This window comes from Treponema socranskii subsp. buccale, assembly GCF_024181585.1.
Classification (GTDB): domain Bacteria; phylum Spirochaetota; class Spirochaetia; order Treponematales; family Treponemataceae; genus Treponema_D; species Treponema_D buccale.
The window spans coordinates 763,966-776,824 of the sequence record NZ_CP054258.1; the positions used below are offsets into that span (position 1 = coordinate 763,966).

Consider the following 12,859-nt stretch of genomic DNA (forward strand, 5'->3'; position numbering starts at 1 on the left):
TTATAAAAAAAAATTCCACCTTTACAGTAAGAGATAACTATAACCGATTACGGAGCTTTATTCAATACCGCAGAATAGCGTCTAAAATTATCAATATTTTCCGGCGGCCGATAACCGGAACGTATATTTAATAAATTTCGTCGTATGAGAAGCGGAAAATCCGAGCGATGCGGCGCCTCCGCCGTATTCGCCGTTTTTTTGTTTAAATAAAAATCCCGCGCTGCCTGAGGTTGTAAAGTTTTTTTTCGAATGTGCAATCGAAATTTTGCACGACTCTTCCGCCGCTTTTTTTGAAAACGTTCCCGATGCCTGAACTCCGCAGCGGAGTTTTCCTTTGCGCCGGAAAAACTTTCCGGAAATCGTATAGCGTATCGCATCGGCGTTCGCTTTTTGTGCGCTTGAAAATTCGATTCCGTCCGTTTCAAATGTAAAGCGTGATGATATTTTTTTATCCGAATATTGCAGACCGCATCCGCATTTGACGCTCGTTTGTTCGGTATTATCCGAAGGGACGTATTTTTGCCGAATGACACCTGCCGCTCCGACGGTGAGTGCGGGAAAGCGGGGAGAAGAAAAGCGGTGTGTATACTGCGGAGCGATGCGGAATTGCCGAAGCGTATTCAATGCCGCGCCGTTCGGCGTGATGATGCCGCGTCCGTCCGAAGCGAATGCCGAAACGAGCAGCGTAAATCCGCCGAAAGAAATCGCATTTTCGCTTCTATATATAAGACTTGGTTTTCCCGACGGCTGGTCGTATAAATTTACCGTAAAAAGCGACGTAAGATTCGGCGCCGAAAAGAGCGCCTGCAATGCGAAACCCGAATACTTTGCCGGTTTGAAAAATGCGATTTCGGAAAACCACGACGACGCATTGTTTTCGAGAAAAAAGCTTCCTCCTGTAAATGAAACGGCCGCGTTCATCATGAGCGGCAAATTGATGCGCATATCCGCCGATGCTGCAAAAATTCCGTCCTGCCGGTAAAAAAAAGAAGCACCGGAGCCCGCAAATCGCCGTATTTTTTCGGGAAAACGAATATCGGCCGCAAGCGCAAATTCTTTTTCTTCGCCGCCGGATGACGGAAGCGATGATGCGACGCCCGTTTTTGTCGAAAACGATTTTGCGAACGGAGATGCCGAAAAAGAAGGTGCGGGGGAGACAAGACGCGAAAAACTTCCGCCCGGAGAAAGCGTGCCGGCTTTTACCGTCAGCGGAAAAGGCAGCACCCGTGTAAGCGATAAAGCCGCCCCGTATTGCGGCAGATGAGCGGAAGCTCTACTGAAATTCGGTAAGGCGATATCCGATACCGCTTCATAAAACCGCAGATCGGCGTCGCGGAAAAGTGCGCGCATAGCGCAAGCCGTACCGGCCGCCGCTTGATCGAAATCCGCGGCATTGAATCGAAATGAAGAAGAGGAGCTTATATCGATTCGTTTAAAAAGCGCTTCCGATTTCGGTCTTGTCCCGGACTTTTGCTCCGCTTTCGGTTCGGAATCTCGATTCACATTTTTTCGGTTTTTCGTTTCCGATGCAGTGCTTTGCTCTGTTTGCGCTTCCGATTTTCGCTTCGCTTTCGGTTCCGCGTTCAAGTGTGTTTTTTGTTCAGCTTTCGGTTTTTCGGCAGCGGATAATCGATGTGCGGGCGAAAATACCGAGAAGGCTGCGACGATCAATATACAGCGATAGTTCATACCCTAATATTCGCCGTAAATTTTCGGTTTCGGAGTTTTTTTGCTCGGTAAATTCAAAAAAAGCGATGCATGCGCGGGAGCGTTTTCCCGTGAGCGCGCTTTGAGTCGGGGGCGGCGTTATGTGCGAAGATAAAAAAACCGGATGCGCTTTAGTACTAATACATATCCCTATTTGTAGGACTAACATCCGGCGCTCTCGCTGGAGTGGAAAACACCGAATGTGGGGGGATGCCGCTTTTATACTGTTTGACCTCTTGGTAATGTAACAAATAACTTATTCTTTCTTGTCATTTTAATACCCCCTGATTATTTCGTTTTGAAATCTCTAAATATACAGTTTTATATTCAGTATCATTTAATTTTGTTAATCCGACACTATAACTTCGATCTTTATTTTGTAAAACAGTATATAATCCCGTATCTGGAATACATCTAATACTTTTTTACATCGTCTTCTTCTGAGATTTCCATATGTACAGTACCATCATATTGATCTTTTCGAATTTTATTTTTTCATGGTCTAAAAAAGTACTCCTCTTTACAAGATTCTAATAAATCATTTTTAAAACTCAATATTATTATGTATGAATAAAGATAAAATCCTTTCGTAAATGAAAACCCTCTTTGAAAATATGCTATTTTTTTTTCATCGTTATCTTTTATAATTATTGGAATTCCTAATTTTTGAACTACGTTCTTATAAGAGGTTCCTTTTTTAAATTTTTGAACTTCTTTATATTTTACAAACCTATTATAATAGGTTTTATAAAGATAATCCGTTTCGTGAACTAGAATTAACTGATATGTAAAAGGATTTACATAAGAAATCAAAAACTCTCCTTGTAGCGCATTAATTTTATGTAAGAATATAGGATTTTCCTGTTCAATTTTTTTCAATTCTTCAAGATTTATTTCTTTCTGTTGAGGAACAGAACAACTTATTAGCATAAATATACAATATATGATATTAATTTTTTTCATTGTTCAACTCCGTTTTTATAAATTACTGCATTGTCAAGACCGACACCGGAGTCTACACTTGTTCTATTAGCTATAACAGTTGCTTTTGGTAATGCTTTTGAAATTGCTTGAGCTATATTTATTGGGTCTTTAGAATTTGCCCACGCCTTTGTATTTACATTAGTTGAATTTTTATGATTATTAGGATTGGCACCACTATTACATCCGCCCAATACTATCGTAACATCTTCCGCCATCAATCCTTCATCAACTAATTTTTTTAAATCAGCGATGAAAGCTGCTTCTTTTCCTGACCTAAAACCAGAAATAAAATCAGAAACATTATCCTCATAAAGATTATTACCGACATTACCAAAATCAATAGCGTAAGGCACACCATGCGTAGAAAAATATAAATCTGTTATTGGATTATTTTTTGAAGCACTATTGCGAAGTGCCTTTATTGCATTTATACCAGAAGTAGTAGCGCCATAATTCCCTATCCCCTTTAAACAAATAATCCAATTAGCTGATACAACAGTATAGCCATTATTCACTGCTGCTTCATAAAATGATTTTCTCTCTCCCCATTTATCTGCATTTCCAACTATTGCAACTTTATTATCATTCCCATCCGGGTCTATATAGCGTACCGGGTTGTTTGCCCCATAGGCATACAAATTGCAATTGATGTGATTGAAGATTCCGCCCATACCGGGCAAATTTTGGTTATGTTTGCGTGCCTCGTCGTTTATGGGAGCCTGCGGAATGTAATCGCCCAGAGCCGGATCGGTAGAAATCCATGTAGAATATTTACTGTCGAGATACCGTGCCCCGTAGTAGTAGAGACCGGTTTCAGGATCGAGCTCTTTTGCCGTAAACTTGTATGGAAGATATGCAAGACCTTTGTTGTCTGTCCGTTCAATCCACGTCTCGCCGTACGGCGTGTATTCTATACGTTGATATTCATCGCCTTTATAGTCGGAAATGAGACTTGCAGAACCTAAATGATCGGAATGGTAGAAATATTGCTGTAATTCTTCCGCATCCGCACGAGGATCGTTTCTGAGGCAAAGCTTCGTTACTATTCTCGTCTCTTCCAAATACACGTTCTTAGCGTACTGTCCGCCGTGAATGCTGTTGCCGGCGTCCGTATGCAGGCTCCACATTTTGTTAAAGTAGAGTGTTTCACTTGATAAGTCTCTTGCAATCTATTTACATAATATTTGTAAATACAATATTTCGGTAAATAAAATATACTAACTTATAGCTGTATTTTCAATACCTCGCTTTAGACTACAATATTTGAAACAAAACCTATTGTAGCCCCTGTAACAGTTCCACGAAGCATATTGGCTATAAAATTCCCATCCGGGGCCATATAGCGTACCGGGTTATTTACCCCATAGGCATATAAATTGCAAAGTTTGAGGTTGCTTCAATCCGTTGCAGAAGAAGTCTGCGTAATATAGCTTTCTCCCGATTTAAAATCGTTTATCTGACCGACCCGCGTCCGCCAGTATTCGGCTTCGCTTTTCGTCACGTAGGGACCTATCCTCACGCGGTAAAACACTTTTCCTTTACCGTCTTTGTACGTAAACACATCGGCGGAAATTTTGTTTTCGTCGAGAACGCTCCGTGCCGCATCTGCGCCGTTTTTATTTGCAAAAGAAGCGGCCTGCACCCAATACTGCGTTTTTCCCGCACTCGTTTTTGCTTTCGGTTTTGCCGCGGTATTTTTTTGTGTCGCTTTCGGCGTAACGGATTTTTTTGCCGTGTTTCCTTTCGAAGCGTTATTTTTCGTCACCGCCGTTTTCGGAGCGGACGAGGGTTTTTGTGTCGGAGAGACGGTTGCCGCACTTCGAGATTTCGCTGCGGAATATTGCGATGCAGTCGGTACTTCTTTTGCACCGTCTTCTCTCGTGTCTATCGAAGATGCGCGGGATGTTTGTCTTGCCGTCTCCATCGATTTGGCGCTCGTTTCATTTTTCGGTATAACGGTATCGCTCGGAGAAGTATCGCTCGATCGGAGCGTATTCAAATCGATCAGCGTGGAGCCGTCCGGAGCGCTCTGCGTATTTCGGGGATTTTCAATGCCGTACACGGTCGCATTTTGCGCAAACACGGTCATATCTCCGACTTGCGTTGTTGCACTCCGTTCCGTACTTTGCGTTTCTCCGGCTTCCGGTTTTGCCGGATTTTCGAAATCGATTTTATCTGCAGGTACATCGCCTTTAGCCGTTTCATTTTCGGAAGCGCTGCCGGCAGGAGAAGGTGTCCCTGCCGCTATCCAGCCGCCCGACGAGGGTTTTACGATCGGTGTCGTCGACTGTACTTTGTGCGTATCGGGTTTAAAGAGGATGATCGCAGGTAAAAGGACGGCAAGCAAAAATATGCCGACTGCAGCGATAATCCATAAAGTACCTTTTTGTTCCATGATTTTCCCCTGTGAGTATCGGGAACCTCTAAAAACTGCAGTTTTTAGAGGTAACTTTGAAATACTGCTCTACTGTAAATATCGGCACGCGGAAAATATAATTAAGCGATTTGTTTCATAGAACGAATGTCGAGCTTTCGAAAGAAAACTCGAAGTTAAACGAAACGCGCTATTTCAGCGTTTCGTTTAAACCTTCGATTATGCAATACGCACATCGATATTGTGATTTTCCAAGATTTTAATCCATTTAGGGGTTATCCCACTATCCGTAATAACCATATCAATCTCATCAAATTCCGCAAAATAATTTGCGGTAACAACACCGAATTTACTCGAATCCAACAGCAGTATTCTCTGGGCAGCAGATTCAATAAAAGCTCTCTTATTACCCACGCTATGTGCATTAATGCACGTTATTCCAAGCGACTCGTGTACTCCCGACGCTGAAAGGAAAGCCTTCTTTGCGCGCAAAGTACGAATAAATGTTTGAGATTGATCTGATGTAAAGGTTTGATCTATCTTGTTATAGTATCCTCCGGACATAACAAGTTCAATATTAGAGAATTTCAGGAGCCCTTCCATTAGAGCAAAATTGCTGCAAAGTACTGTGAACTCAATTTCATTTGGAAGAAATGAAGGGATTCTTGCAGTTGTTGTCCCATTATCCATAAATATCCAGTCATCTGGTCTAATTAAGGATGCAGCGTACTTGGCAATTTTCTCTTTTTCTTTTAAGTGCTGGATACTCGCATATCTCAAATCATACGAAAATTCTTCTAACGAATTCATCCGATTATCTGATGTATTATTTAATGACGCAGCAAAGCCATGCAGTCTACGCAATGCTCCGCTTTTTTGAAGAATATCAAGGTCCCTTCTTACTGTCATTTCGGAAACCCCTATAAGTTCTGAAAGCTCCTTGGTAGTTATTTTTTTTCTCTCATTTACAATTTGAATAACTCTTTCAAACCTTACTTCGCGATTTTCCAATTTACCCATAAAATTACCTGCCTTGATTTTCATTCACATTATAAGCAATCACACAACAGCAGACGAAAGAGATCCGCATTTCTTTAGAACATAAAAATGAAAACCGTGAGCCGTATATATAATTTTAACACATTCACAAAAAAGTGTCATTGTTATTTATTTTTTCCACGGAAATCAACTTTTACTTCGGACTGTTTAAAAACTCGATAAAATGATAGACTGGATGCATGAAGTGAAAAGAATTAAAAGACGCAAATAGATATAGGTGAGCCTGCCGTATCTACAGGTATTGGAACTGCCTGTGATTTAATTCCTTGTGCAAGAGTTCCTTGCATAACGGCCGGAAAAGGTTCAATGTTGTCTGTAGCTAAGCAAGTCGAGACAAAATTAACAAATAAAATAATTAAAAATATCACTCTAAAAACTTCTGCAAAGATTGCAGCAAGTAACGCAGAGCAATCCCCCTGCGCCCGATTGCTTCCCCGCGGAGCGTTCCCGTCGCGAGCGGCGGCGGGAATGCGGGGTACCGAAGTGCAACCTCGAAGCCGGCCGGCATATAGAGTGACGGACGAGATGAAGTTGTTCCTAAAAATCAACGCGATACCGGCAAGACAATGATTTAGCGTGTCAAAAAAAATGTAGTGACCATATATAATACATTGTGTTACGATGTATTGCATAAGGGGGCAGAACTATGGCATTGACGGTAACCGCAACATTCCGAACGAAACCGGAACTTAAAAGCCGGATTGAACTTCTCGCAAAAGCAACTCGTCGATCGACAAGTTTCTATTATAATTTGCTTTTGGAAGATTATCTTGACGACTTAGAGGATATTTATCTTTCAGAACAAATCCTTGCCGACATCAGAAGCGGGAAACAAAAGACTATTCCGGCAGAAGAAGTTTTTGCTGAGGCAGGATTATGACAGTCGTATTTGCTGAAAAGGCAAAAAAAGAATTCTTGAAACTTGATAAGCCTGTTCAGAAGCAAATACAAATTTTCATTGTTAAGCTGCAAAATATGGAAGACCCGCGAGTCAGCGGAAAAGCTCTTGGCGGAAATCTTGCCGGAATGTGGCGTTATCGAGTGGGCGATTATAGACTTGTGTGCGAGATTGAGAACGATAAAATTCTTATAAATAATTTATTTTTCGCAAAACCGCTGTAGTTTTTGCAAAGAATATGGCACAAGCATTGAGGCTTGCTTTTTTTTACAAGCAGAGTTATATTTTAGCTGTGGGATTTCCCACTTGTAAAGGAGGTGCATTGTGCCGATGCAAATAGTAAAATCCTATGATGCAAAACTTGACTCAAAGAAAAGAATCACATTAAGGAATGTATATTACGACTACTATCATGTAGAAGAATTCGGAGACGGCAGAATTCTTCTTGAACCTCGTGAACTCACAAAGCCGTTCCAAGTTTCCGAAAACACCCTCAAAATGATGGATTCAAGCATGGAAAATTTTAATAAAAGACTTGTTTCCAAACCGATCGATTTATCTGCCTATGAGGATAGTATCTGATGTTTAATATGCGAATGGGGATTCCCGAAATGAAAAACTTTTGGGAAGCTTTGGAAACGAAAATAAAAGACCATACCGCAAAAAAGAATGAAATCGCATTGTTCAAAAAATTGGTAAGCTGTTTTAAGAAACTTTCGTCCGACCCGAAATATCCGGGTCTTTGTACTCACGACATTGAAGCACTTACTAAAAGGTATGAAAAGAAAGTTTGGGAATCGTATCTTGAAAACAACAAACCTGCCGCCGGCAGAATTTTCTGGGTATATGGTCCGAACAAATCCGACATCACGATAATCGGTCTTGAGCCTCATCCGAATGACAAAAAAGATGCATATCGGAAAATAACGCTTTCTGCTACGGATAAGGACAATGTAAATAATGAATAACATAAGTTCAAAGCGGATGCAAGGTCAAGCCGTACGCCGTTTAACTAATTGTTAGACGGACACGATATCTGCCCGGATGATTTGTATTTTAATAGTGTTGCGATCAATTAAAAACATCATTCTTCAGATACTGATGTTCTAATGCAATCTGATATGCCATCCAACCCGAAAGATCCTGCTAGATTAAATAAAAATGATGCGCATGCTGATAGTTACAAAGATGATCCTTGTAATGAATAACTCAATAGAAGGAAGATATTAATGGTTGCAATGAATCCAATAATAAATAAAACAATTAGCATGATTTTAAGTATTATTATTATTATAGGTATCTTGATTTTTTTTATAAAAACAATAAAAGAAGCTAATAAAAAGAAAAATGAATTTATTGAATATTTAGAGGATAAAAATGATTATCAAAATCTCATAAAATTTGGATTTTACAATCTAAATGGCTTTAAAGAAAGCAGGAGAATTCCTCTTTTGGGCAAAATTATTTTTAAGGAATATCAATCTAATAAAGATAAAGCTTTTTTAGAATATTCAATTTATATAAGATATAGTTCGAAGAAATTAATATTTTTGTTTCTTTCTGCGTTCTTTCTATTTTGCACGGTAACTACTATAATTAGTATGGACTGCTAATGGGTATTTTATCTAGAGACTTTGTAATAAATTGGATTATAAGCAAAATAGGCATGTTATTATCGAGGTACAGAAAATTGAATAGACCGTTACCAATTTCTTTATTAATCATTGCATTATGTTGCCCTATTTTTGCAGATGCAAATATCTCTAATTTCCAAAAATATTTTCGTACCATCAGTAATTCTGAAAAACAAAGGATCTCTAATAAAAAAGTTTGTCTCCAAAAAACTAATTACGCATATCCTAAGCCAATTTATTACAGAGGAACTCAAATACCAAATGTTTTTATTGATGAATCTGTTATAAAAGATCCTGAAATGCGTTATAAGGTCTCATGCTATCTTATAAATAAATTGGATTTAGGAATCCATTTTGAATTTGCTGATTATGAATTCTTTGTTATTAAAAATAAAAAAATCATTGGTGAATGTGTTTATTATTTATGTCATAAAGAGTATGGACGAATTTATAAACAACTTAATGACGGCTGTGACAGATTATTAAGGGATACGCTGATTCAGGATGAATTGGACTTAATAAAAGAAAGATTAAAGTCTGAACATAGTTTGTTTTTGTATTGTGAACCGATTGGCTCTTAATAGACTTGCTGCAAGTTGTATAAATTTCGGGTTAGTTTTTTACCCCCACATCCAGCGTTTTCCGCTCCAGCGAAAACCCCGGATGTTAGTCCTACAAATAGGGATATGTATGAGTACTTCGAAAAATGCTCGAATTTCAGGCGTTTTCCGGAGTAACAAACGGATTTCGGAGCGGAAATGAGCTGTTGCGTTACGAAAAAGTATTATTCTCCGCAAAAAAAACGGATTTTGCTGTTACATACGGCGGAAATTCGGCGAAAAATGCAGGTTCGGCAACCATATTGCAATATGACAGTGTCCCGCGGAATCTTGCTGTTCGCTCCAAAACTTCGCGCCGGAACAAAGCCATGGTTCATCACCCTGTCAATCAGTAAGATTCTGAAGAACAAAATCCTACCGGTTCATTCGGAATTCTCAACAGGTTTTAACTGCAAACCTAATACCTAATATACCCCATAAATCTAATTTACTTCGGAGATTTTAGATTATATACTGATGCGTTGCTACATAATTTTGTACCGCTAACAGACTAGGCATCGCGTCGGAACAACTGTGTCCGGTAATTGTAATAGATGAGGCTGCTGCCGCATATTTTAATGCCTCCTCTATTGTCAGATCATGTAATAATCCGTAATTAAATGCTGAAGAATACGCATCTCCTGCTCCAAAACTCTTCAACACTTCAGTCGGATAAATCCCGCCCCTATACTGTTCATTTTCCGTAAAAACCAGCGATCCTTTTTTTCCATTCTTTATGACAACAATTTTAACTCCCTTTTTAAGGAGCCAAGCAGCACTTTTGGGGGGTTCATTATTTCCAGCATGATATAGATACTCCATCGTATCAAATTCATCACGAGTTCCTATAACTATGTCAGCCTTCTCGGAAGCCAAAGTAAGATATATGCTGGTCTCTTCCTGATTATCCCATGTACCGTCCCTATAATCCAAATCTATAGCTATCACTGTCCCATTTCTATGAGCCATTTCCATTGCAAGAAAAACTGATTCTCTCGCAGGAGAATGTGAAAGTGATGTTCCGGAAATCAACAGTAATTTATGACTTCCAATATAATCCTCATCCAACTCCGTGGGAAGAATATGGATATCTGCACAGTCATTCCGATACATAAAACAATTGCATTTATCTTTCAAGATTTCTCCCATTGTTACACCGGATCGGATCCCCTGAGCAGCAACTGCGATATGTGACGTATCAATTCCTTCTTTTGACAGAAAACGTACAATAAATCTTCCAAACTGATCGTCAGAAACTTTTCCGATATATCCTACCTTCATGCCCAATCTCACCATTGCAACAGATGTATTGGCCGGAGAGCCCCCGACATATTTACTAAAAGTCTGCGCATCTTCCATCGGCCCCACTTCATTGGCATAAAGGTCGACGGTTGCACGGCCTAAAGCTACAACATCCTTCGGTTTTGTCCTATCAAAATGTATATACATCTATTTATCCTCTTCCTCTTCCAACTCCTTCAGCAGTTCCTTGGTTTCTTTAACGCTCAGTCCATTGTGAATCAACCGGTTCAGGGCTTTAACAAGCGCCGTTGTATGAGGATACTGAAAAACAAAACGTCCATAAGTAACTCCTGCAGCTCCGGAGTCAATAACATCTCTCGTTTGCTGTAGAAATTCATCTACATTATTGCACTTTGTTCCTCCTGCAATTGCTACCCTTGTAGGAACTGCCGCTATTACTTTGGCAAAACTGTATGGATCTCCTGTATAATTTGTTTTCACAAGATCCACCCCCAACTCTGCCGCGATTCTTGCCGCATAAATCACATTATCTACAGTGTTCTGATCCTTTTTATCAATCCTATTTCCTCGCGGATATATATGGCTGATCAACGGCATCCCGTATTTATGTGCTTCCTTGCTTATTTTAGCCAATTGATTTATCTGCTGATCCTGATTATCTCCTCCCACAATACACCCACAAGAAACTGCATCTGCTCCATAACACACAGCTTCTTCTACATCAGCAATTTGTACATCTTCTGCGAAATGATAAACTCCAAAAGTTGTAAGTTTAAGCACTAGCGGAACCTGCCCTGCATAAGGTGCAAAACATTTGTCCGCAATGCCTTTATTCATTGTAATCGCATTGGGTCGGCCGGCAATCATTTTAGACAATGTATCATCTATCGTATCCAATCCGGGGACAACGCCACGCGCAATAGCATGATCTACAGTCAGTCCGAAATATTTTCCATCCTTACCCGGTATTAATCTCTTTAATCTTATTTCTTTTCCAAGCATTTTTCTTCCCCAAAGTCTTCCGTTATGCAAACAACTGTACAAAAAAGTTAATGAATCCCGGGCATGCTGTGGTCACAATGATAGCAACAAGCCCGACCAATATAAACGGTATGGCCTCTTTCACTGTTTCTCCAAAAGTTGCATTTGCAATTTTGGTTGAAACAAAAATACCAACCGCAAACGGCGGTGTTAGAAAACCAACGCACATGTTTACAATTAAAATTGTCCCAAAATGAAGCGGCGAAATTCCATACGTCTGAGCCACCGGCAAAAGCAATGGGGTCATGATCAGTATTGTTGCGTTAATATCCATAAAGGTTCCCATAAACAGAAACAGGACATTAATCATAATCAAAAAACCGACCCTACTGGAAATATTCGATGTTATTATATGTGATAAGAAATTTGAAATACCTACGACAGTCATCACCTTTCCTGCGACCTGTGAAAACGCATTTAACAGTCCTATGACTGCAGTAGCTGCTCCTGCAATGGCGCACATTTTGAAGAATGTAATATTAATCTTCTTTTTTAAGATAAATTTAATCACAATATAATAAATAATGCCATATACGCAGCTAACCGCTCCGGCTTCTGTAACCGTACAAAATCCGCCGTATATTGAACCGTAAATTATAATCGGCATTAATAATGCGGGGAATGCAAATACCGTAGTTTTTACAATATCCCTCAGCCGAACCGAAAATGTAATATCAGTTTTTCCAAGTTTCGTCTGAAGTCTTGCAATTCTGAAATAGTTGACCAGACAATATCCAACTGCAAAAATAATTGCCGGGCCAATAGTGGCCATCCAAATTTCCGAAATCTTTGATCCGGAAGCTAACGAATACATAATTCCGGGAACGGATGGCGGAATCAAAATACCCAAAAAACAGGTGGCAGCTAAAAGCGCAGATACATATGCATTCGGATAATTTTCTTTTTTTAATTCAGGAACCATCATTTTACCGATAGCGCTAATAGTTGCCATCGCCGAGCCGGTCAGTACACCAAAGGCCATACACGCGAAAATCGTAATAAGACCGGTAGCACCCCTTACTCTTCCAACAAAAGACTTAATCCAGTTAATCAGCATTCTCGAAATACCGCTGTATTCCATGATCACACCGGCAAAAATATAAAACGGAATTGCCAAGAATGAAAAACTATCAATTCCTGAAAATGAAAACTGTGGAACAATAGTCACCTGAATTCCTGCATAAAGTAACACAAGCAGCGAAGATGTTCCTAATGCATATGAAACAGGCATTTTAAACAAGATCGCAATCAACATAAAAGAAATCAAAAAAATCAGTAATGCATTTAGCACAGACACTAT

At 39.7% G+C, this 12,859-nt stretch carries 14 protein-coding genes; 6 read left to right on the forward strand and 8 right to left on the reverse strand.

Features of this window, described 5'->3' with window-relative positions; translation table 11 throughout:
• Nucleotides 1–90 precede the first annotated feature (90 nt).
• The 5 genes from HRI97_RS03390 to HRI97_RS03410 all read right to left on the reverse strand — a co-directional run bounded on the left by HRI97_RS03390 (nt 91) and on the right by HRI97_RS03410 (nt 6,109).
• Nucleotides 91–1,689 carry a hypothetical protein gene (locus HRI97_RS03390; RefSeq protein WP_253726560.1) on the reverse strand — a complete coding sequence of 533 codons (1,599 nt, stop codon included), beginning with the start codon at nt 1,687–1,689 and terminating at the stop codon, nt 91–93.
• Between the two features lie 513 nt (nt 1,690–2,202).
• A complete protein-coding gene (locus HRI97_RS03395; RefSeq protein WP_253726562.1) occupies nt 2,203–2,670 on the reverse strand; it encodes a hypothetical protein in 468 nt (155 codons plus the stop codon).
• Nucleotides 2,667–3,758 (reverse strand): RHS repeat domain-containing protein, encoded by a 1,092-nt coding sequence (locus HRI97_RS03400; RefSeq protein WP_253726564.1) that lies wholly within the window; start codon nt 3,756–3,758, stop codon nt 2,667–2,669. The genes HRI97_RS03395 and HRI97_RS03400 overlap by 4 nt, the downstream gene beginning before the upstream one ends.
• 329 nt (nt 3,759–4,087) lie before the next feature.
• Complete coding sequence (locus tag HRI97_RS03405; protein WP_253726566.1) at nt 4,088–5,086, reverse strand: SPOR domain-containing protein; 999 nt, start codon at nt 5,084–5,086, stop codon at nt 4,088–4,090.
• 198 nt (nt 5,087–5,284) lie between these two features.
• The gene (locus tag HRI97_RS03410) at nt 5,285–6,109 is read right to left on the reverse strand and encodes a DeoR/GlpR family DNA-binding transcription regulator (RefSeq protein WP_253726568.1); all 825 of its coding nucleotides are present in this window, start codon (nt 6,107–6,109) and stop codon (nt 5,285–5,287) included.
• A 661-nt stretch (nt 6,110–6,770) separates the two neighbouring features.
• On the opposite strand from HRI97_RS03410, the gene relB reads away from it, so the two are divergent.
• The 6 genes from relB (at nt 6,771) to HRI97_RS03440 (ending at nt 9,237) form a co-directional block, all read left to right on the forward strand.
• Nucleotides 6,771–7,004: a type II toxin-antitoxin system RelB family antitoxin gene (relB, locus tag HRI97_RS03415; protein ID WP_253726570.1), complete on the forward strand. Its 234-nt coding sequence runs from the start codon at nt 6,771–6,773 to the stop codon at nt 7,002–7,004.
• Nucleotides 7,001–7,246 (forward strand): type II toxin-antitoxin system RelE family toxin, encoded by a 246-nt coding sequence (locus tag HRI97_RS03420; protein ID WP_253726572.1) that lies wholly within the window; start codon nt 7,001–7,003, stop codon nt 7,244–7,246. Before relB ends, HRI97_RS03420 begins: the two co-directional genes overlap by 4 nt.
• Nucleotides 7,247–7,352: 106 nt before the next feature.
• Complete coding sequence (locus HRI97_RS03425) at nt 7,353–7,604, forward strand: hypothetical protein (RefSeq protein ID WP_253726574.1); 252 nt, start codon at nt 7,353–7,355, stop codon at nt 7,602–7,604.
• Entirely contained in the window at nt 7,604–7,990 is a 387-nt protein-coding gene (locus HRI97_RS03430; protein WP_253726576.1) for a hypothetical protein, read from the forward strand. The genes HRI97_RS03425 and HRI97_RS03430 overlap by 1 nt, the downstream gene beginning before the upstream one ends.
• 261 nt (nt 7,991–8,251) lie before the next feature.
• Entirely contained in the window at nt 8,252–8,635 is a 384-nt protein-coding gene (locus HRI97_RS03435; protein WP_253726578.1) for a hypothetical protein, read from the forward strand.
• Nucleotides 8,635–9,237 carry a hypothetical protein gene (locus tag HRI97_RS03440; RefSeq protein ID WP_253726580.1) on the forward strand — a complete coding sequence of 201 codons (603 nt, stop codon included), beginning with the start codon at nt 8,635–8,637 and terminating at the stop codon, nt 9,235–9,237. Before HRI97_RS03435 ends, HRI97_RS03440 begins: the two co-directional genes overlap by 1 nt.
• A gap of 480 nt (nt 9,238–9,717) precedes the next feature.
• Here the strand turns inward: HRI97_RS03440 and iolC are convergent, their stop codons facing one another.
• From iolC to HRI97_RS03455, 3 genes are read right to left on the reverse strand one after another with little or no spacing between them, the layout of a single operon-like run.
• A complete protein-coding gene (gene iolC / locus HRI97_RS03445; RefSeq protein WP_253726582.1) occupies nt 9,718–10,704 on the reverse strand; it encodes a 5-dehydro-2-deoxygluconokinase in 987 nt (328 codons plus the stop codon).
• A complete protein-coding gene (locus tag HRI97_RS03450; RefSeq protein WP_253726584.1) occupies nt 10,705–11,520 on the reverse strand; it encodes a class I fructose-bisphosphate aldolase in 816 nt (271 codons plus the stop codon). It lies immediately after the preceding gene.
• Nucleotides 11,521–11,542: 22 nt separating this feature from the next.
• Complete coding sequence (locus HRI97_RS03455) at nt 11,543–12,814, reverse strand: TRAP transporter large permease (RefSeq protein WP_253726586.1); 1,272 nt, start codon at nt 12,812–12,814, stop codon at nt 11,543–11,545.
• Nucleotides 12,815–12,859 lie beyond the last annotated feature (45 nt).

Excerpts from the sequence above, each read along its gene's own strand:
- HRI97_RS03435 (WP_253726578.1), top strand. The coding sequence starts at position 8,252 with ATGGTTGCAATGAATCCAATAATAAATAAAACAATTAGCATGATTTTA.
- HRI97_RS03440 (WP_253726580.1), top strand. The coding sequence starts at position 8,635 with ATGGGTATTTTATCTAGAGACTTTGTAATAAATTGGATTATAAGCAAA.
- relB (WP_253726570.1), top strand. The coding sequence starts at position 6,771 with ATGGCATTGACGGTAACCGCAACATTCCGAACGAAACCGGAACTTAAA.
- HRI97_RS03405 (WP_253726566.1), bottom strand. The coding sequence starts at position 5,086 with ATGGAACAAAAAGGTACTTTATGGATTATCGCTGCAGTCGGCATATTT.
- iolC (WP_253726582.1), bottom strand. The coding sequence starts at position 10,704 with ATGTATATACATTTTGATAGGACAAAACCGAAGGATGTTGTAGCTTTA.
- HRI97_RS03390 (WP_253726560.1), bottom strand. The coding sequence starts at position 1,689 with ATGAACTATCGCTGTATATTGATCGTCGCAGCCTTCTCGGTATTTTCG.
- HRI97_RS03395 (WP_253726562.1), bottom strand. The coding sequence starts at position 2,670 with ATGAAAAAAATTAATATCATATATTGTATATTTATGCTAATAAGTTGT.
- HRI97_RS03420 (WP_253726572.1), top strand. The coding sequence starts at position 7,001 with ATGACAGTCGTATTTGCTGAAAAGGCAAAAAAAGAATTCTTGAAACTT.
- HRI97_RS03430 (WP_253726576.1), top strand. The coding sequence starts at position 7,604 with ATGTTTAATATGCGAATGGGGATTCCCGAAATGAAAAACTTTTGGGAA.
- HRI97_RS03410 (WP_253726568.1), bottom strand. The coding sequence starts at position 6,109 with ATGAAAATCAAGGCAGGTAATTTTATGGGTAAATTGGAAAATCGCGAA.
- HRI97_RS03425 (WP_253726574.1), top strand. The coding sequence starts at position 7,353 with ATGCAAATAGTAAAATCCTATGATGCAAAACTTGACTCAAAGAAAAGA.
- HRI97_RS03450 (WP_253726584.1), bottom strand. The coding sequence starts at position 11,520 with ATGCTTGGAAAAGAAATAAGATTAAAGAGATTAATACCGGGTAAGGAT.
- HRI97_RS03455 (WP_253726586.1), bottom strand. The coding sequence starts at position 12,814 with ATGTTGATTGCGATCTTGTTTAAAATGCCTGTTTCATATGCATTAGGA.